This window comes from Bradyrhizobium septentrionale (assembly GCF_011516645.4).
Classification (GTDB): Bacteria; Pseudomonadota; Alphaproteobacteria; order Rhizobiales; family Xanthobacteraceae; genus Bradyrhizobium; species Bradyrhizobium septentrionale.
Genome location: NZ_CP088285.1, coordinates 3,912,633 through 3,931,447, shown reverse-complemented (window position 1 = coordinate 3,931,447; position 18,815 = coordinate 3,912,633). Strand labels below are relative to the sequence as shown.

The 18,815-nt window shown below is 63.5% G+C and carries 15 protein-coding genes and 2 pseudogenes; 6 read left to right on the top strand and 11 right to left on the bottom strand.

The features are described from left to right. Positions 1–170 precede the first annotated feature (170 nt). The 5 genes from HAP48_RS20360 to HAP48_RS20340 all read left to right on the top strand — a co-directional run bounded on the left by HAP48_RS20360 (position 171) and on the right by HAP48_RS20340 (position 6,389). Positions 171–1,595, top strand: coding sequence for a D-alanyl-D-alanine carboxypeptidase family protein (locus tag HAP48_RS20360; RefSeq protein ID WP_166210819.1), 1,425 nt, complete (start codon positions 171–173; stop codon positions 1,593–1,595). Between the two features lie 178 nt (positions 1,596–1,773). Further along, positions 1,774–3,456, top strand: a complete 1,683-nt coding sequence (locus tag HAP48_RS20355; protein WP_166216176.1) for a long-chain fatty acid--CoA ligase — start codon at positions 1,774–1,776, stop codon at positions 3,454–3,456. A 25-nt stretch (positions 3,457–3,481) separates the two neighbouring features. Further along, entirely contained in the window at positions 3,482–4,039 is a 558-nt protein-coding gene (locus HAP48_RS20350; RefSeq protein WP_166210822.1) for a DUF924 family protein, read from the top strand. 108 nt (positions 4,040–4,147) lie between these two features. Next, positions 4,148–4,633, top strand: a complete 486-nt coding sequence (locus tag HAP48_RS20345) for a peroxiredoxin (RefSeq protein WP_029077665.1) — start codon at positions 4,148–4,150, stop codon at positions 4,631–4,633. A gap of 532 nt (positions 4,634–5,165) precedes the next feature. Next, positions 5,166–6,389, top strand: coding sequence for a calcium-binding protein (locus HAP48_RS20340; protein ID WP_166210825.1), 1,224 nt, complete (start codon positions 5,166–5,168; stop codon positions 6,387–6,389). A 141-nt stretch (positions 6,390–6,530) separates the two neighbouring features. Here HAP48_RS20340 and HAP48_RS20335 read toward each other — a convergent pair. From HAP48_RS20335 to ispH, 4 genes and pseudogenes are all read right to left on the bottom strand, one after another. Then, a pseudogene (locus HAP48_RS20335) lies at positions 6,531–7,297 on the bottom strand (IS5 family transposase). 78 nt (positions 7,298–7,375) lie between these two features. Then, positions 7,376–7,837 (bottom strand): ribonuclease HI, encoded by a 462-nt coding sequence (gene rnhA, locus HAP48_RS20330; RefSeq protein ID WP_166210828.1) that lies wholly within the window; start codon positions 7,835–7,837, stop codon positions 7,376–7,378. Next, complete coding sequence (locus HAP48_RS20325; protein WP_166210831.1) at positions 7,825–8,805, bottom strand: homoserine kinase; 981 nt, start codon at positions 8,803–8,805, stop codon at positions 7,825–7,827. Before HAP48_RS20325 ends, rnhA begins: the two co-directional genes overlap by 13 nt. 5 nt (positions 8,806–8,810) lie before the next feature. Further along, complete coding sequence (gene ispH / locus HAP48_RS20320; RefSeq protein ID WP_166210834.1) at positions 8,811–9,785, bottom strand: 4-hydroxy-3-methylbut-2-enyl diphosphate reductase; 975 nt, start codon at positions 9,783–9,785, stop codon at positions 8,811–8,813. A 229-nt stretch (positions 9,786–10,014) separates the two neighbouring features. On the opposite strand from ispH, the gene HAP48_RS20315 reads away from it, so the two are divergent. Then, the gene (locus tag HAP48_RS20315) at positions 10,015–10,713 is read left to right on the top strand and encodes a DUF1013 domain-containing protein (protein ID WP_166210838.1); all 699 of its coding nucleotides are present in this window, start codon (positions 10,015–10,017) and stop codon (positions 10,711–10,713) included. 114 nt (positions 10,714–10,827) lie between these two features. On the opposite strand, the gene HAP48_RS20310 is transcribed toward HAP48_RS20315, so the two are convergent. The 7 genes and pseudogenes from HAP48_RS20310 to HAP48_RS20280 form a co-directional block, all read right to left on the bottom strand. Beyond that, entirely contained in the window at positions 10,828–11,904 is a 1,077-nt protein-coding gene (locus HAP48_RS20310) for an acyltransferase family protein (protein WP_166210842.1), read from the bottom strand. An 80-nt stretch (positions 11,905–11,984) separates the two neighbouring features. After that, on the bottom strand, positions 11,985–12,257 hold the full coding sequence (locus HAP48_RS20305; RefSeq protein WP_029878796.1) for a hypothetical protein: 273 nt from the start codon (positions 12,255–12,257) through the stop codon (positions 11,985–11,987). Positions 12,258–12,486: 229 nt separating this feature from the next. Then, positions 12,487–13,713 carry an integrase core domain-containing protein gene (locus HAP48_RS20300; protein ID WP_420869824.1) on the bottom strand — a complete coding sequence of 409 codons (1,227 nt, stop codon included), beginning with the start codon at positions 13,711–13,713 and terminating at the stop codon, positions 12,487–12,489. A gap of 194 nt (positions 13,714–13,907) precedes the next feature. After that, a pseudogene (locus HAP48_RS20295) lies at positions 13,908–14,792 on the bottom strand (IS3 family transposase); the annotation flags it as partial. Between the two features lie 9 nt (positions 14,793–14,801). Next, positions 14,802–16,169, bottom strand: a complete 1,368-nt coding sequence (locus HAP48_RS20290) for an IS110 family RNA-guided transposase (RefSeq protein ID WP_166204212.1) — start codon at positions 16,167–16,169, stop codon at positions 14,802–14,804. Between the two features lie 202 nt (positions 16,170–16,371). Beyond that, positions 16,372–16,686, bottom strand: a complete 315-nt coding sequence (locus HAP48_RS20285) for a transposase (protein ID WP_166204213.1) — start codon at positions 16,684–16,686, stop codon at positions 16,372–16,374. 146 nt (positions 16,687–16,832) lie between these two features. Next, positions 16,833–18,743 carry a propionyl-CoA synthetase gene (locus HAP48_RS20280; RefSeq protein ID WP_166210848.1) on the bottom strand — a complete coding sequence of 637 codons (1,911 nt, stop codon included), beginning with the start codon at positions 18,741–18,743 and terminating at the stop codon, positions 16,833–16,835. Positions 18,744–18,815 lie beyond the last annotated feature (72 nt).

Below are 18,815 nucleotides of genomic sequence, written 5' to 3'. Positions count from 1 at the left end.
TTCAGCCGATTTCGTCCACGATATAATCCGCCGGCCTCTGTTCTCTGCCGGCAAGCCGGTATAGGGTTTGCATCGCCGCAACGCGGCACCGGACACGCTTGAAACCCGTACGCTACAATCGCAAGACCTCCTTGTTTTAAGGCGGGTCTCAAAGGACCGGAACCGGACTCGTGCATTTTCCTCGCCCGCTGCGCCCGTCGTTGAAATGGATTCTGGCTGTTGCGATGCTCGCCATCGCAACGCCGCGGATGGCGCAGGCCGAGGCGCTGCTGGTCGTCGAGGCCGATTCCGGCAAGGTGCTGCAGGCCGACAATGCGACGATGCCGTGGTATCCGGCTTCGCTCAGCAAGATGATGACGGCCTATGTGACGTTGAAGGCGGTCAAGGACGGCCGCGTGTCACTCAACACCTTGCTCACCGTCTCGCCGACCGCGTCGTCGCAGTCGCCCTCGAAGATGGGCTTCCGGCCCGGCACCCAGGTCACCGTCGACAACGCGCTGAAGATGATGCTGGTGAAGTCGGCCAACGACATGGCCGTGGTGCTGGCCGAGGGCATCGGCGGCTCGATCGACGGCTTTGCCGGGATGATGAACCAGACCGCGCAAAAGCTCGGCATGACGCAAACGAGCTACGTCAACCCGAACGGCCTGCCCGCCGACGGCCAGATCACCTCGGCGCGCGACATGGCGATCCTCGCCCGCGCCATCATCCGCGACCTGCCGGAATACGAATATTTCGTCCACATCCCGTCGATCCGCTTCGGCCGCCGCATCACGCCGAACTTCAACAAGCTGATCGGCCGCTATCCCGGCGCCGACGGCTTCAAGACCGGCTTCATCTGCGCCTCAGGCTACAATCTGGTGGCCTCGGCGACGCGCGACGGCAAGCGGCTGATCGCCGTGGTGCTCGGCGCCTCCTCGGGCCGCATGCGTGCGATCCGCGCCGCGCAGCTCCTGGATCGCGGCTTTGCCAATAATAACGGGCTGGCGTGGCTGCGGCCTTCGCTCGGCACCGTCGACAATCTGGTGCCGATCGATGCCTCGCCGCCGAACCTGCGCGAGGAGATGTGCGGCGGCAAGCACAAGCGGCCGGCCAGCGACGAGGACGGCGAGGACACCGTCGCCAGCGCCGGAAGCTCCAGCACCAACGGTGAAGGTGGCGTGGCCTTCTTCGCCGCCGGCCTGCAGGCCGCGATGCCGAAACCGTCAGAGATGCTGGCGCAGGCGCCGGCGGCGTCGGAGCCGGTCGTGGTTTATACGGGGCCGACCAAGACCGGCGCTGCGTTGATCGCCGCCGTCGAGGCCGACACCGAGAAGATGCAGCCGGTCAAGCGCGGCAAGGGCAAGCACACCCGCGTCACGGCCAAGAAGCCCGATGCGGCGGCCGACAAGGGCGACGCCAAATCCGACAAGCCGGCGGCCAAGCCGGTGCGTCACGCCAACGCCAAGCCAGATTCCGCAGCTGCGAAGCCGGCCGCGGACAAGCCGGCGGCCGCAAAGCCTGCCGCCACCGCAAAGCCCGCGGCAGCGAAGCCCGTGGCGGCAAAGCCGAAGGCGGCCGACAAGCCGAAGGCCGACGCCAAGCCGGCCGGCTAGCAGCCAGCCGGCCCTCCTATTCCCGATGCGTCGATAGCGCGGCTTGCCATTGACCGCGGCATTGCTCAATACTGCCGAAAATAACGCGGCCAACAGCCGACCAAGTACCGGCCAAAGCGCCGGAAACCCGGAAGCAATCCGGGACATCAGGCAATTTTGAGAGAGGGGATTGACCACCATGGAGCGCATCTGGCTCAAGCACTATCCGGCCGGCGTGCCCGCCGATATCGACGTCACGCAATATTCGTCGCTGGTCGAATTGCTGGAAGAGAGCTTCAAGAAGTTCGCCGATCGCAAGGCGTTCATCTGCATGGACAAGTCGATCACCTATCGCGAGCTCGACGAGATGTCGTCGGCGCTCGGCGCCTACCTGCAGAGCAAGGGCCTGCAGAAGGGGGCGCGGGTCGCGCTGATGATGCCGAACGTGCTGCAATATCCGGTTGCGACCGCCGCCGTGCTGCGCGCCGGCTATGCCGTGGTCAACGTCAATCCGCTCTACACCCCGCGCGAGCTCGAGCATCAGCTCAAGGATTCCGGCGCGGAGGCGATCATCGTGCTGGAGAACTTTGCCACCACCGTGCAGAAGGTGCTGCCCAACACCGCGGTGAAGCAGGTGATCGTCGGCAGCATGGGCGACCTGCTCGGCTTCAAGGGCGTAATCGTCAATCTGGTGATACGCCGGGTGAAGAAGATGGTGCCGGCCTGGTCGATCCCGGGCGCGGTCTCGTTCAACGACGCGCTGTCGGCCGGTCGCGGCATGAAGCTCACCAAGCCCACGCTGACGCGCCAGGACGTCGCCTTCCTGCAATATACCGGCGGCACCACGGGCGTGTCCAAGGGCGCCACGCTGATCCACCAGAACGTGCTCGCCAACGTGCTGCAGAACGACGCCTGGCTGCAGCCGGCGCTGAAGAAGCCGCCGCATGTCGACAATATGATCATCGTCTGCGCGCTGCCGCTTTATCACATCTTCGCACTGACCGCGTGTTACCTGCTTGGCGTGCGAACTGGCGGAACCAATCTGCTGATCCCGAACCCGCGCGACATGGCCGGCTTCATCAAGGAATTGTCGAAGTACCAGGTCAGCTTCTTTCCGGCGGTCAACACGCTCTACAATGGCTTGCTGAACACGCCCGGCTTCGACAAGCTCGACTTCTCCAAGTTGAAGATCGCCAACGGCGGCGGCATGGCGACGCAAAGGCCGGTCGCGGAAAAATGGCTGAAAGTCACCGGCACCTCGCTGTCGGAAGGCTATGGCCTGTCGGAGACCTCACCGACCCTGACATGCAATCCCGCGACGATCGAAGAGTTCTCCGGGACGATCGGCCTGCCCGTGCCGTCGACATGGCTCTCGATCCGTGACGACGACGGCAATGAACTGCCGATCGGCGAGGCCGGCGAGATCTGCGCCAAGGGTCCGCAGGTGATGTCGGGTTACTGGAACAGGCCGGACGAGACCGCGCGCGTGATGACCGCGGACGGCTATTTCCGCACCGGCGACATCGGCGTGATGGACGAGCGGGGATACACCAAGATCGTCGATCGCAAGAAGGATATGATCCTGGTCTCGGGCTTCAACGTCTATCCCAACGAGATCGAGGAAGTGCTCGCGAGCCATCCGGGCGTGCTCGAGTGCGCCGTGATCGGCGTGCCCGACGCGAAGTCCGGCGAGGCGGTGAAGGCCTTCGTGGTCAAGAAGGACCCGAACATTACCGCCGAGGACATCATCAAGTTCAGCGCCACCCAGCTCACCGCCTACAAGGTGCCGAAGCAGATCGAGTTCAGGACCGATTTGCCGAAGACCAATGTCGGCAAGATCCTGCGCCGCGAGCTGCGCGACGAGAAGAAGGCTGCGGCGTAAGAGACCGGCGAGGCGAGCGTTGGACATGACTGACGCGCGCCTCGCGACGCCGGCCGATATCATCACCTTCTGGCTAAAGGCCGGCCGTGACCGCTGGTACACGCGCGACGACGCGTTCGATGCCGAGATCCGCAGCCGCTTCCTCGTCACCTGGCAGAAGGCGGCTGCCGGCGAGCTGTCGTCATGGGAGGCGAACGACGACGGCGCCCTGGCGCTGACCATCGTGCTCGACCAGTTTCCCCGCAATCTGTTTCGCAACGACGCCAAGACTTTTTCCAGCGATCCGCTGGCGCGCGAGGTGGCAGGCCGGGCCATCGACCGCGGCGTCGACGCGCGGATCGATCCGCTGCTGCGCGAATTCCTCTATCTGCCTTTCGAGCATTCGGAGCATCTCGCCGACCAGCAGCGCTGCGTGGCGCTGTTTCGGCAATGCGGCGGCCATCCCGACAACCTCAGATATGCCGAGGACCACGCCGACATCATCCGCCGGTTCGGCCGCTTCCCGCACCGTAACCGCGTCCTCGGCCGCCAAACCACCGCGGATGAGCAGGCATTTCTCGACGCCGGCGGGTTTTCCGGCTGATGACGGAACGGTGACCAGCCTCCGGCATTGCCGTTCTTCCGCCAGGTCGTATTGTGCCGTCCGGCCGCCGGGTCTAAGACATTTCCGCTTCACCGAGGGAGAACACCGATGACGATCAATGTTGGCGACAAGCTGCCGGAAACCAAGTTTCGCGTCATGACCGCCGAAGGGCCGCAGGTCAAAACCACCGACGACATTTTCAAGGGCAAGAAGGTCGCCCTGTTCGCAGTGCCCGGCGCCTACACCGGCACCTGCCACAAGATGCATCTGCCGAGCATCTTCCTCAACGCCTACGCCTTGAAGAACAAGGGCGTCGACACCATCGCGATCGTCTCGGTCAACGACGCCTTCGTGATGAACGCCTGGAAGCGCGACACCGACCAGCGCGACGAAGCCGTGTTCCTCGCCGACGGCAATGCCGACTTCGCCAAGGCGATCGGCATGGAGCTCGACGCCTCCGGCAACGGCCTCGGCATCCGCTCCAAGCGCTACTCGATGCTGGTCGAGGACGGCGTGGTGAAGAAGCTCAACCTCGAACCCGCTCCGGGCAAGGTCGAAGTCTCCGGCGGCGACACGCTGCTCGGGCAGCTCTGAGCTGAGCTTTCGCCGCAAACCTGGCTGTCGTCGCCCGGCTCGCCGCCTTCGCTAAAGCTTCGGCGCGCCAATGATTATGGCCTCGTCGAAGCCTTGGCGTAGACTGGACCGGGCGACCCAGTACGCCGCGGCCTCTCGTTTCAATCGCCACTGTCTCTGGAATACTGGATCGCCCGCTTTCGCGGGCGATGACAGTTTTGGGCGTCGCGATAGCTGGGGATCGCCGCGTTGTAGCTTCGCAGGATGGGTAGGGCGTAGCGAAACCCATCAACTTCGTGCCGTGCATTGAGATGGTAGGTTTCGCTGCGCTTGACCCACCCTGCGCAGGGCCGGCTACGTGCAATCTGTGCCGGACGAAGGGTTCCCTCCGCGGACCAGCTTTTTCGTCCCGCCTCCCCCGAGCTTGCCGGAATTTCCCAGGCGCCCCGGTGTTTGGTCAACACGCAGAGCATTGATGCTGCGCTGATTTCGGCTCAAGTCGATTAAATTCCAACAACTTAATGTTCGGCCGCACTGATCAGGGAGGCCCGTCATGGCTGAAAATGCATCCGCGTTCATCGGATTCGTGCAGCTTTCCCCGACAAGCTATCAGTACACGATCACCTTGATCGACAATGGTACCACCCCGATTGGTACATTCTGGTTCTCCTGGCTGCCCGGCCAGGGCTACCTGAGCGAGATTCCGACCTTCGTAGCCCCTTCGGGATGGACCGCAAGCATCACGGATGGTGTCCCCCCGGCGAACGGCTACAGCGTCCGTTGGGTCGCAGACTCCACCGCCACCGCGCTGCAGCCCGGCCAATCGCTCACCGGCTTCACCTTCACGACCTCAATTGCGCCGAACGAGCTTTTTGCAGATTCATCAATCCATCCGGGGGTGTTCGGCACGACATCGGTGGTCTATTCCGCCGGCCCCTTCAGCGACGGCGGCTTTGACCTGGTTGCCGGCCAATTGCTGTCCGGCTCGGCGAGCAATGACATCCTCATTGGAACGATCGGCGATGACGCGGCCTATGGCGGAAACGGCAATGATTACATCTATGCCTATGGCGGCGATGACACGCTGGTCGGGGGCGATGGACTTGACGTGCTCCTGGGCGCAGAAGGCAACGACTTCATCTACGGAGGCACCGGGTTCAACTATCTGTTCGGTGGCAGCGGCGATGACACATTGATCGGAAGCGGCGGAGCGACGGCTTCCGACGTCAACGTCATGTACGGCGGCGACGGCGCGGACTTTCTCTACGGCGGCATCGGCACCAACTACTTCTACGGCGGTGCCGGCGTCGATACGATGGTTGGCGGCTCCGGCCTCAACATCTTCATCTCGTCGGGCGAAACCGACGGCAATTTCATCTACGGCGGTTCAGGCCAGAACTATGTTTATGGCTCGAATGGCGGCGACACGGTCATTGGCGGCGCGGGCGTCGACGTTTTCCTGATGGGCTCGGGCGCTGACAACATCACCGGTGGCGGCGGCGTCGATTATGCCTGGGGCGGCGGCGGCTCCGACACTTTCACGATCAATGACGGCACGCCGGAGGTCATGGTTGTCCAGGACTTCAGCACCGGCGGCGTCAATGACTTCGTCAATTTCGCCGGCACGTCACTGCATTCGTTCGCCGATGTTCAGGCGGCCGAGTTCTATTCGCCTGGCATCAACACGACCATCATCACCGACGCGGCAGGCAGTGCAGTCTGGCTGATCGGGATCGCGCCAGCACAGCTGGACGCCAGCATGTTCAAGTTTGGCTAAGCGCCTGGCACCGTAGGATGGGCAGAGCGCAGCGAAACCCATCAGCTTCTTGCCGCGGACGGAGATGGTGGGTTTCGCTTCGCTCTACCCACCCTACGCAGCCAGATAGCGGCGCGACCGCGCCCTAGGTGGTGTGGACACTTATCGCATCCATAAGACGATGGCTGCGAGGGTGACGACGGCGCGATAATTTCGGGCGGTCTTTTCGAAGCGGGTTGCGACGCGTCGGAACTGCTTGAGCTTTGAGAAGCAGCATTCGACGAGATGACGCTGGGCATAGAGATGCTTGTCGAGCGGATATTTGAGCGCGCGTGACGGGTTGTTGGGGATGACTGCGAGCGCGCCTTTGGCGGCGATGGCTTGGCGCAAGTGATCGGCGTCATAGGCCGTATCGGCCATGACGACCTCGGCGGATAAGCCTTCGATCAATGCGGCGGCTTGCGGTGCATCGCCCTTCTGACCTGCGGTAAGCGTGAACCGCACCGGACATCCCAAGCCTCGAACGGCCATATGTATCTTGGTGCTCAGACCGCCGCGCGAGCGGCCGATCGCTTGATCTTCCGCTTGATCTTCAGACCCCCCTTTTTGGCGCCGGCGGCGTGCTGATGCGCCCGAACGATGGTGGAATCGACGATCAGATATTCGAAGTCCGGATCATCGGACATCGCCTCGAAGATCCGACACCAAACACCCTTGATGCTCCATCGACTGAAGCGCCGGAACACGCTGTTCCAATCGCCAAACACCTCCGGGAGATCGCGCCAGGGAGACCCCGTGCGCACGATCCACAGCACACCTTCCACGAACATCCGGTTGTCGCGCCCGGTGGAGCCCTTCTGATCGGGGCGCCCTATGATCAGCGGCGCTATCCGCTCCCACGCCGCGTCGCTCAATACCAAACGGTCCATCACACCCAAGGCTGCCTCCCCAAAAGCAGCCTTGAATCTGATTTGCTCCTAAAAGGGAATCCTTAGAGTCCACACCACCTAGCCCTTCAGCCGCGCCATCGCCACGCCTTCGCGCGCGAGCTCATCGGCGCGTTCGTTCTCAGCGTGGCCGGCATGGCCCTTGATCCAGTGCCAGCTCACCTCATGCGGCTTCAGCGCGGCGTCGAGGCGCTGCCACAGCTCGACATTCTTGACCGGCTTCTTGTCGGCGGTGCGCCAGCCGTTGCGCTTCCAGCCGTGGATCCAGCCGGTGATGCCCTGGCGGACATACTGGCTGTCGGTGGTGAGGTCGACCACGCAGGGCTTCTTCAGGGCTTCCAGCGCCGAGATCGCCGCCATCAACTCCATGCGGTTGTTGGTGGTGTGCGGCTCGCCGCCCTTCAATTCCTTCTCGACGTCGCCGAATCTGAGAATCGCGCCCCAGCCGCCCGGTCCGGGATTTCCGGAGCAGGCACCATCGGTGAACACGATCACATGCGGCTTGTCGCTCACGCCGCGCATCCCGCTGGCGTGATGCCGTAGTCGTTGATGGCAGCGACGTTCTGCTGAAAACGCAGCTTGCGGACGTATTCCAGCGGATCCTTCGGCTGCACCAGCGCGCCCTCGGGGACGTTGAGGAAGTCGACCAGGCGCGTCAGCAGGAAGCGCATCGACGCGCCGCGCGCGAGCAGCGGCAGCGCGGCCTCCTCCGCCGCCGACAATGGCCGCCCGCGGCCATAAGCATTGAGCAGCGCGCGCGCCTTGGTGACGTTGAAGGAGTGATCCGGCTCGAAGCACCAGGCGTTGAGGCAGATCGCGACGTCGTAGGCCAGGATGTCGTTGCAGGCGAACGGGAAGTCGATCAGGCCCGACAGCCTGTCGCCGAGGAAGAAGACGTTGTCGGGAAACAAATCGGCATGGATGACGCCGACGGGTAGATTCGCCGGCCACGCGGCTTCGAGATGATCTAGCTCGCGCGCGATGAAGTCGTGCAAGCCTGGCTGCACGCTGTCAGCCCGCGCGGCGGCGAGACCGAACAGCGGCCGCCAGCCGGAGACGGATAGCGGGTTCTGGCGGACCAGCGGAAAGTCGCGGCCGGCGAGATGCATTTTGGCCAGCGCCTCGCCGACGCCTCCGCAATGCGCCACGTTCGGCCGCCGCGGCCACACGCCTTCGAGGAAGTTGATGATCGCCGCGGGCCGGCCAGCGAGCCGGCTGTAGACCTCGCCCTCGCGGTTGCGCGCCGGCTGCGGGCACGACACGCCGCGCTCGGCGAGATGCGCCATCAGCGACAGGAAATACGGCAGGTCGTCCTCCGCCACGCGCTTCTCATAGAGCGTGAGGATGTAGGCGCCCTGGCTGGTGTGCAGCAGGAAGTTCGAATTCTCGACACCCTCGGCGATGCCCTTGTAGGAGAGCAATTCGCCGATCTCGTAGCTTTTGAGGAATTCCGCGAGGTCTTCGGCGGCAACGTCGGTGTAGACCGCCATATGGTCTATTCCGCCGCGGCAGCGTCGGGCCGTAGCGAACGCGGCAGCGGGAAGAACTCGTTCTCTTCCGCGGCCGAGACCGTCTCCACGTGCAGTTGGTAGCGCTCGGCGAAGGCGCCCATGATCTCCTCGACGATCACCTCCGGCGCCGATGCGCCCGCCGTGATGCCGAGGCTCGTGATGCCTTCAAACCTGCTCCAGTCGAGATCGCTGGCGCGCTGGGCAAGAACCGCGATCGGGCAGCCCTCGCGCTCGGCGACCTCGCGCAGGCGCTGCGAGTTCGACGAGTTCGGCGCGCCGACCACGATCAGGGCATCGACCACCGGCGCCACCTTCTTCACCGCGAGCTGGCGGTTGGTGGTGGCGTAGCAGATGTCTTCCTTGTGCGGACCGTTGACGTTCGGGAAGCGCTGCTTGAGCAGCGCCACGATCTCCGCGGTGTCGTCGATCGACAGCGTGGTCTGGGTCACAAAGGCGAGGTTGTCGGGGTCCTTCGGGACGAAGGTCTTTGCATCGTCAGCGGTCTCGATCAGGGTCACGGCGCCCACCGGAAGCTGGCCCAGCGTGCCGACCACCTCGGGATGGTGGGAATGCCCGATCAGCAGGATCTCGCGGCCGCGCTTGAAATGGATCGCCGCCTCGCGGTGGACCTTGGTCACCAGAGGACAGGTTGCATCCAACGAGAAGAAATTGCGGGATTTCGCCTCGGCCGGAACCGATTTCGGAACACCGTGGGCCGAAAACACCACCGGCGCGTTGGTATCGTCGGGGATTTCGGCCAATTCCTCGACGAAAATGGCGCCTTTGGTCTTCAGGCTGTCCACCACATACTTGTTATGGACGATCTCATGCCGGACATAGACCGGGGCACCATAGATGGTAAGCGCCCGCTCCACCGTGTCGATGGCGCGGACCACCCCTGCGCAAAAGCCGCGGGGGGAACAAAGCACGATTCTAAGGTCGGGTTTTTTCGCTGACATCGGGCTGTCTCGGGGCAATCTCGGGACCGAATCACCCCTCGCCGGCGGGCAGGGAACGGCCAATTAAGGTAAGGACTTGGGACTGCTTTGGGGCTCTGTCAAGGCGATTTTGCTGGCCCATTGCGCCATTCCCCCCTGAGGGCTTATATAGGCGCCATAATTCCCGTCATCACCGATGACTACCAGCTTCGCCTCGACAGAGGTGGGCGAAGCACAAAGGAGATTTGCCATGAGCAACGCACCGCTGATGCCGAAGGCGACTGCCGTGTGGTTGGTCGACAATACCGCCCTCACGTTCGATCAGGTGGCCGATTTCACCAAAATGCACCCCTTGGAGGTCCGCGCCATCGCCGATGGCGACGCCGCCCAGGGCATCAAGGGCATGGACCCGATTTCCAACGGCCAGCTGACCCGCGAGGAGATCGAACGCGGCGAGCGCGACCAGAACTACCGTCTCAAGCTGCAGGAGAGCAAGGTGGTGCTGCCCTCCGCCGCCAAGAAGAAGGGCCCGCGCTACACCCCGGTGTCGCGCCGCCATGAGCGGCCGAGCGCGATCCTCTGGCTGGTGCGCAACCACCCCGAGCTGAAGGACGCCCAGATCATGCGCCTCGTCGGCACCACCAAGACCACGATCGCCAGCGTGCGTGACCGCACCCACTGGAACGCCTCGACCCTGACCCCGATGGATCCGGTGACGCTCGGCCTGTGCTCGCAGATCGAGCTCGATTTCGAGGTGCAGCGCGCCGCCAAGGAGAAGCCGACCACGACCGTCTATGGCGGCGCTACGCTGCTGCCGGCCTCCGAGACCACGCGCAAGGACGAACTGGACGATCAGCCGATCGAGAAGCACGACGACCTCAACGTCGATGCCGTGTTCGCCAAGCTGAAGACGATCGGCGGCAAGAAGGCCGACGACGAGGAACAGTAAGCGCCTCGCGCGACCACCGGACGACGACACGCGGCGGGGCAACTCGCCGCGTTTTTTGTTTGCGAGCACGCGTTGCCCTGATCCGGCACGCGGCGCGCCGGTCTCCGGCCTCGCTCACCCGAACGAGAAACGCCGGTGGGCAAAGTCGAGCAGCGGACGTTCGAAATATCGATAGCTCAGTGCACACAGCCCGAACGTCAGGGCAAGCGCGGCGAAGGTCAGCAGGATGCCGGCGAGGTTCGTCACTGTCCTGGGTTCATGGAGCACGGCGAACAGCAGGTACACGATGACGTGGTGGGTGAGGTACGCCGCGTAGGACGTTCTGGCAAAGAAGTTCGCGACCGAGCTGCGCAGGATCGCGAGTTTTGCAGAGCCGCGATTTTCCAGAACGACGAACAGCAGGGAACCGAAGAATATCTCGACCTGCGTGTGCGAGAACGCCACCGACCAGCGCTTCCACCCGAACAGCCACAACAGGGGAAGCGAAACGCTCGACCATTTGAGGATCGCGGCGACGCGTCCGGAGATCTCGGCATCCGGCTTGCGATAGAGACGCCACCAGGCGATCAGCGCGCCGATCGCAAGCGAATCGATCCTGAATTGCGGGAGTACGTACCAGCCATAGGCATCCGGCAGCGTGCTGTCGATCAGGCGCCCGATCGGGCAGATCAGGATCGGGACGAGCAAGATCGCGAACAGCCGCTCGGACGGGATATTTCGGACCAGCAACGGAAACAGCAGATAAAACTGCTCCTCGATCGCAAGCGACCAGGTGACGGCCAGCCAGTAAGCGCCGTCCGTCTGCGCCTTGGCCATTCCGAAATTCTGCAAGCCGAACAGATACAGCCAGCCAGGCACGCCCCTGGTGTCAAACAAATGAGGGCTTAGCGAAAAATACCAGCCGATCGCTGCGCAGCCGCACATCAAATAGTAGAGCGGCCAGATGCGGAACGCACGCCTGCCGTAGAAGGCCGAGTAGTATCGTTTGGCCGCGCGGTGCCGCAGCAGAATATCCGTGATGAGATAGCCGGACAGAATGAAGAAGAGGTCGACGCCGAAGCGGCCGACATGCAGCAGTTCCCAGGGCCAGCGCTGCGGACCGTCAGGCGTCCCGAAATAGTGCCAGATGACGACGGTCAGCAGCGCGATCGCGCGCAGCCCGTCGAGCTCTCCGATCCTGTCATGTTGCAACGCGAGCTCGCCTTCCACACGCACAAGACCAGGTCTCGTCCAGTCCGCGCAACCCCGCCGGCCGGGCCGTCATCACGCGCCTAGTGCCGGTCCGGATTGTTCATCATGTATTCGCCGAGATCGCGCTGCCGCCGATCGGTGCGGGCTTCGGCGTTCTGGCGCTGCACGTCGCGGTCCTTGCGGCAGGCGACATATTCGGGCGAACCGACCGCAACCTTGCCGTTGGCCTGGCAGTACTGATCGTCGTCGCCCATGCTCTCCGCAATCGGCGATCGGCCGCGCTCGAGGCAGCCTGCCAGCAGCGGCAGTGCGAGCAGCAGTGCGAGGGGCGCGCGTGCGGAAATGGATCGCATCCGTGGGTCCGTATCTCATGGGGTATGACGTTGGAAGGCCGGGATGACCCGGTAATCCATCAAAATCAAGGCCGTTTTGCTTCCAGATGCGTTTCGGGGTGCGCGGACTGATTGCACGACGCTGCGTTCATCAACCATCGCGCCCGGGGCTTACCCCTCTCCCTTGAGCAACCGGCGACATGGGTAACGGTTCAGACCGACGACATGGGTAACACAATTCTCGTTTCGTTCAGGTCTGTTGTTGGGGCTGTGGACCCTGAGGGCAACGCGTAGCGTTGTCCTCAAGTCCACAGCCTTTTGCCTTGCGTTTGGGTCTGCGGAGTTGGTCACCGCGATGGGCGATCGTGCCGAGCACGATCGGGCCATAGCTGACGGTCCAGCCGTCCGGGTCCTCGGCCAAGCCGACGGGCTCACCGATCAGCGCTTCGCTGATATAGATCGTGTTGCCCAACCACTTGATCTCTCCGTTGTGCCGGACCGAGCGGACGTCCTGACCGTCAGCGTATTCCGGCTTGCGCAAGACACCGTCGAAGCGGCGCGAGGAGGCCTGGTAACGGTCGGCTGGCGTGGCGTTGTCGAGCGATTGGTGAGGACGCTCTTCGTTGTAGAGATGCTGGAAGCTGTGCAAGCGCTTGAGCTGCTCGCGCATGGTGGGAGCCGGCGGATTGGCAACGTCTTGCAGCAGCGTCAGATGCATCCGCTCATGGCGGCCGTTCTGCTGAGGTTTGCCCGGTGCAATGCGCTCCGGCGTCACGCCGGCTTTGATCAGCTTGACCGACAGTCGTGACAATCCTCCGGCGCCGCGCGAGGCAAACGGCGAGCCGTTGTCCGAGCGCATGTAGAGTGGCAACCCAAACTCGCGCAACGCAGCGTCCAGCACAGGCCAGACATGATCCGTGTCGGTGCGTGCCAAGGCCTGGCAGCGCAGCAGATAGCGGCTATAGGCATCGGTGAGCGTCAGCGGTTCGCAGCGCATGCCGTCCCCGGTCAGGAACCAGCCCTTGAAGTCGATGCACCAGACGTCGTTGGCCGCCTCGCAACCGGCAAAGGGCGCGCTCGAGGGCGGCCCGCGCCGGCGCAGCTTGCGCTTCACCGTCAGCCCCTCACGATCGAACAGCTCGCCGATCGTGCTTGCCGCGGGCCATGCCGTCCGAGGTGACTTCCGTTCGAGAAAGGCCAGCACCTTGATCGGCCCCCAGCTAGGATGCGCCCGACGCACCTCAAGGCAGCGCTCAGCGATCTTCTCCGCAACGCTTTGTGGACGATGCAGCGGAGCTCGCGGACGATCGAACAGTCCGGCCGCGCCTTCTTCCTCGAACCGTGCAAGCCATTTGTAGCCCACCCGACGGCTCACTCCGAACCGCCGGCACACCGCCGCAAACGACTCCTCGTGCTTTTGTGCCGCCACCACAAACCGCATCCGTTCATCCACAGCACAGGTCTCCATCCACCCCATCGGCAAGTTCCTCCTTGCCGATCAGTTGACCCGTTACCTATGTCGCCGGTCTATTCTGTTACCTATGTAGCCGGTTAGGACCCCCTAACCCTCTCCCACAAGGGGAGAGGGAACCCCTCTGCTGGTGGCTACCTCCCGTCAGGTGAGCAAACTGGTTAGGCTCCCTTGATCTTCCCCCGAAAAAGTGGACAGGGTTAAGCTGGTTTTAGCTCCATCTCGATCGGGGCGAGGTACCCGATGGCGGAATGGAGTCGAGTTCGATTGTAGAAGCCCTCAATGAAGGCGAAGATATCGCGCTGGGCCTCGGCCCGGGTCTCATATTGGCGATGATGAACGAGCTCGGTCTTCAGGGTATGGAAGAAGCTCTCCATCGGGGCATTGTCGTAGCAGTCGGCTTTGCGGCTCATTGATGCCGTGATGCCGGCGGCCGACAGGATCGCGCGATAGTCCTGTGAGGCGTACTGCACGCCGCGATCGGAGTGATGGATCAATCCGCCTTCCGGATGCTGCTGCTGGATTGCCATCTTCAAGGCGGACGAGGCGAGTTCGACCTGCATGTGATCCCGCATCGCCCAACCGACGATCTTGCGGCTGAAGAGGTCCATGATGGCCGCCAGGTAGAGCCAGCCCTCTGCAGTCGGAATGTAGGTAATATCGGCGAGCCAGATCCGGTTTGGGGCCGCGGCTGCAAAATGACGTTCGATGAGGTTCGGCGCGATCGGCAGGCCGTGGCGGCTGTCGGTGGTCCGAACGCGACGCGGTGATGCCATGATGGCGCGGATGCCGTGCAGATGCATCAAGCGTTCGATCCGGCCACGGCTGGCGCCACGTCCCTGTACCCGCAGAGCGGCATGGACCCGCGGACTGCCATAGCGTCCGCCACTGTCTTGATGGACCTGTCGGATCGCAGCCAGCAGCGCGGCATTGGTGGTTGCGCGTGCGTTTACCGGGCGCTCACGCCAAGCGTAATAGCCGGCCGCCGAGACCCCGAGCACGGCGCACATCAGCCGCACCGGATAGGCGTCGCGATGGTCCTCAATGAAGCGGAAGCTCATGTCCGGGTTCCGGCAAAGATCGCGATCGACTTCCTAAGAAACAGCCTGATTGGCGTTGCACGGAATGGCCTGCAAGACAAAGCCGAGCGATTTGGCCCGGCGCTGAAGGTTAGCGAGGACGCGGCTGCGATATTGTCGCTCATATTGGTCGGCACCTGGATCCCTGTAGCTCATGCCATGCCGGAGTGTGTTGTAGAATAAAACTGCAATCTTGCGGGCGGTCGCCGTCACCGCCTTCGACTTGCCCGCGCGTGAGGACAGCCGGCGATAGAATGCTCCGAGCGCCGTATCGCTCCGCCCCACGGTTGTGGCTGCCAATCGCAGTAGTGCGGCTGCCCGGCTGGAGGATCTCCGCGTGCGTGAAGATAGTACCTTGCCACCGGAGATTTTGTTGCCGGGTGCGAGGCAGAGCCAAGAGGTGAAGTGCTTGGCGGTTGGCCACGCCCTCAGATCCTTGCCGCACTCGCCGACGAGCTTCAATGCGAGTGACGGACCCAGCCCATGGATCTCAGTCAGATCAACGCCGAGCACACCGTACAGCGCGGTCCTGACATCGAAGGTGGGTGTGTTGACCTGCTTGGTCTTTACGCGTGGCTGGGATAGCTTTCCGACCGGCTTTGCTTCTCTGTTGCTAAGCGCGGCGATCAAGACTTCGAGCTTGCGGTCGCAGTCCAGCATCTTCGCCTGGTAGATGTCGTAGAGTTCCAGCGATTGGGTCAGAGCGAAGACATGTTCCTCCCGGTCGTTGCCGATCAGCGCCGCGCGGATCGTCTCCGTTGAAGAATGGCAGCGCACGTCTCGATAGGTTGCCAGAACGTCGGGATTGCGCTCGCCTGCAACAATGGCTCGGATAATCCGCATACCAGTCGCTCCGGTGATATCCGAGACGACATGATGGAGCTGCAGGTTCATCTCCATCAGAGCCTTCTGCATGTGCTGGATATGGGCGGCAGCATATTCAACCAGCCGCTCCCGCTGGCGCAGATAAGCGCGCAGGGTCGCAATCTCGGCATCGGGACGGAAGCTGCCGCGTAACAGCCCATAGGAATGAAGCTGGCGTAACCACGCAGCATCGCTGACATCGGTCTTGCGCCCGGGCACATTCTTGGCATACCGCGCGTTGACCAGAATGACCTCGAACCCGCGCTGCTCCAGAATCTCGTAGACCGGGATCCAATAGACGCCAGTGGATTCCATCGCGACGCTGGTCACACCGCATGTCTTGAACCAGTCCGCCAGACTATGCAGGTCCTGTGTGAACGTGCTGAACGTGCGCACTGGGACATCGGTGCAGGCCGGGTTCACGGCGGCCATGTGCATCTTTGATCCGATGTCGATGGCAGCCGCCCCGACGTTGACTGGCTTCAATTCCGGGCGATCTGCAGTTGTCGTCTTGAGCATTGCGGGTCCTCCGTCCAATCATGGGCAGGAGGGTCTGGGTTATGCCAATTTGTCATCTTCCTAATCGGGATCGCCGCCGGAGCGCCGTCACCACTCTCAAGTCCGCATGCACCCATGGACCACGTTTTTTAACGGGGACAGTGCCTCCAATAAGCTGACGGCCGCTACCCTCCCGGCCTCAGACGATAGCACAAGGCTGTTTCTACCCCGCGCAGGCACGCCACGGCGCTGGACAGTTTTTTAAAATGTCCCGCTCCATGCGCAGCCGCTCATTCTCCTCGCGCAGCCGGGCGATCTCGGCAGCCTGGTCCGCCGGCATCGGCGTCGCTTGCGTCGTGGGGCGCCGCGCCGCCGCTGCCGGCTCCTGCCGGAGCTTCTCCACCCAGCGCCGCAGCACCGAATCACGCAGACCGAGTTCCTTGCCGACCGACGTGATCGACCGGCCACTCGATACCACGAGTTCAGCGGCCTGCCGCTTGTACTCCTCGGTAAACGACCGACGTTGACGCTCTTGCATCCGACACCTCCGGGCTCTCTGAGCCTACTACAGGTGTCCACTCATTCGGAGGAGGTTCACCCTCCCCCCTTGTGGGGACCTTGTGGGGGAGGGTTGGGGAGAGCGGGCCACACGGAGCGATCTCTCAACAGCGCACCGACAACGAGCTACGCCTTGCCCTTCAGCGCCTCGCCGATTTCGTCGAGCACCTTGGGGTCCTCGATCGTCGCCGGCATGGTCCAGGGCTCGCCGTCCGCGATCTTCTTGATAGTGCCGCGCAGGATCTTGCCGGAGCGGGTCTTCGGCAGCCGCGCCACTGTGATCGCAAGCTTGAAGGCGGCGACCGGCCCGAGCTTCTCGCGCACCAGCGCCACGACCTCCTTCTCGACCTCGGCGGGCTGCTTGGTCACGCCGGCCTTCAGCACCAGGAAGCCGCAGGGCACCTCGCCCTTGATCGCATCCTTGACGCCGAGCACGGCGCATTCGGCGACATCGGGATGCGAGGCGAGGATCTCTTCCATGCCGCCGGTGGAGAGCCGGTGGCCGGCGACATTGATGATGTCGTCGGTGCGGCCCATCACCCAGACATAGCCGTCCGCATCCTTGTAGCCGGCATCCGAGGTCTTGTAGTAGCCGGGGAATTCCGAGAGGTAGGCGTCCCTGAAGCGATCGTCCTGCTGCCACAGCGTCGGCAGGCAGGCCGGCGGCATCGGCAGCTTGATCACGATCGAGCCCATCGTGCCCGCCGCCACCGGCTTTGCCGCCTCGTCGACGATGTCGACCTGATAGCCCGGCATCGGCACCGTCGGCGAGCCGTGCTTGACCGGCAGCATGCCCAGCCCCACCGGATTGCCGGCGATGCACCAACCAGTCTCGGTCTGCCACCAGTGGTCGATCACGGGCACCTTGAGCTGCTGCTCCGCCCACTCCACGGTTGGCGGATCGGCGCGCTCGCCGGCGAGGAACAGGGTGCGGAAGCTCGAGAGGTCGTAGCTCTTGAGCAGCCTGCCCTCGGGGTCCTCCTTCTTGATCGCGCGGAACGCGGTCGGCGCGGTGAAGAAGGCGACCGCCTTGTGCTCTGAGATCACGCGCCAGAACGCACCGGCGTCCGGCGTGCCGACCGGCTTGCCCTCATACATGATCGAGGTCGCGCCATGGATCAGCGGGCCGTAGACGATGTAGGAGTGGCCGACCACCCAGCCGATGTCGGAGCCGCACCACCAGATCTCACCGGGCTTGACGCCGTAGAGATTGTACATCGACCATTTCAGCGCAACGAGATGTCCGCCATTGTCGCGCACCACGCCCTTCGGGATGCCTGTCGTGCCCGAGGTGTACAGGATGTAGAGCGGATCGGTTGCGAGCACCGGCACGCAGGGCGCGGCCTTGCCGGCGTCGAACGCAGCGCGGCGCAGCGTCGCCCAGTCATGGTCGCGGCCCGCGGTGAGCTCGCAACCCTGCTGCGGCCGCTGCAGGATAATGCAGGTCTCCGGCTTGGCGCCGGCGAGCCGGATCGCCTCGTCGAGCAGCGGCTTGTATTGCACGATGCGCCCGGGCTCGAGCCCGCAGCTCGCAGAGAAGATCAGCTTCGGCTTGGCGTCGTCGATCCGGGTCGCCAGCTCCTTGGCCGCGAAGCCGCCGAACACCACGCTGTGCACCGCACCGATCCGCGCGCAGGCCAGCATCGCGACGACCGCCTCCGGCACCATCGGCATATAGAGGATGACGCGATCGCCCTTGGTCACGCCGAAATCCTGCATGATCGCGGCGAGCGTCTGCACCTCCTCGAGCAGCTCGGAATAGGTGAACTTGGTGATCGTGTTGGTGAGCGGGGAATCGTGGATCAGCGCGACCTGGCCGGCGCGGCCGCCGGCGACATGGCGATCCAGCGCGTTGTAGCAGGTGTTGACCACGGCGCCGGTGAACCAGCGTCCATAGGCGCCCATCGAGGGATCGTAGATCTTCTTCGCCGGCTCGATCCAGTCGATCTCGCGCGCCGCCTCTGCCCAAAAGCCCTCGGGGTCCCGAAGCGAGCGGGCATGCACCTCATGATACCGGCTCGTCTGCTGGCTGTTCATCGCGTTTCTCCCTCGCGCGGTCGCGCGTCATTTGCCGACCATTGTCACGTGAAGCGGCCGGGTTTCAAGCCG

Excerpts from the sequence above, each read along its gene's own strand:
- HAP48_RS20355 (WP_166216176.1), top strand. The coding sequence starts at position 1,774 with ATGGAGCGCATCTGGCTCAAGCACTATCCGGCCGGCGTGCCCGCCGAT.
- HAP48_RS20350 (WP_166210822.1), top strand. The coding sequence starts at position 3,482 with ATGACTGACGCGCGCCTCGCGACGCCGGCCGATATCATCACCTTCTGG.
- HAP48_RS20345 (WP_029077665.1), top strand. The coding sequence starts at position 4,148 with ATGACGATCAATGTTGGCGACAAGCTGCCGGAAACCAAGTTTCGCGTC.
- HAP48_RS20340 (WP_166210825.1), top strand. The coding sequence starts at position 5,166 with ATGGCTGAAAATGCATCCGCGTTCATCGGATTCGTGCAGCTTTCCCCG.
- rnhA (WP_166210828.1), bottom strand. The coding sequence starts at position 7,837 with ATGCGCGGCGTGAGCGACAAGCCGCATGTGATCGTGTTCACCGATGGT.
- HAP48_RS20325 (WP_166210831.1), bottom strand. The coding sequence starts at position 8,805 with ATGGCGGTCTACACCGACGTTGCCGCCGAAGACCTCGCGGAATTCCTC.
- ispH (WP_166210834.1), bottom strand. The coding sequence starts at position 9,785 with ATGTCAGCGAAAAAACCCGACCTTAGAATCGTGCTTTGTTCCCCCCGC.
- HAP48_RS20315 (WP_166210838.1), top strand. The coding sequence starts at position 10,015 with ATGAGCAACGCACCGCTGATGCCGAAGGCGACTGCCGTGTGGTTGGTC.
- HAP48_RS20305 (WP_029878796.1), bottom strand. The coding sequence starts at position 12,257 with ATGCGATCCATTTCCGCACGCGCGCCCCTCGCACTGCTGCTCGCACTG.
- HAP48_RS20300 (WP_420869824.1), bottom strand. The coding sequence starts at position 13,713 with ATGGGGTGGATGGAGACCTGTGCTGTGGATGAACGGATGCGGTTTGTG.
- HAP48_RS20290 (WP_166204212.1), bottom strand. The coding sequence starts at position 16,169 with ATGCTCAAGACGACAACTGCAGATCGCCCGGAATTGAAGCCAGTCAAC.
- HAP48_RS20285 (WP_166204213.1), bottom strand. The coding sequence starts at position 16,686 with ATGCAAGAGCGTCAACGTCGGTCGTTTACCGAGGAGTACAAGCGGCAG.
- HAP48_RS20280 (WP_166210848.1), bottom strand. The coding sequence starts at position 18,743 with ATGAACAGCCAGCAGACGAGCCGGTATCATGAGGTGCATGCCCGCTCG.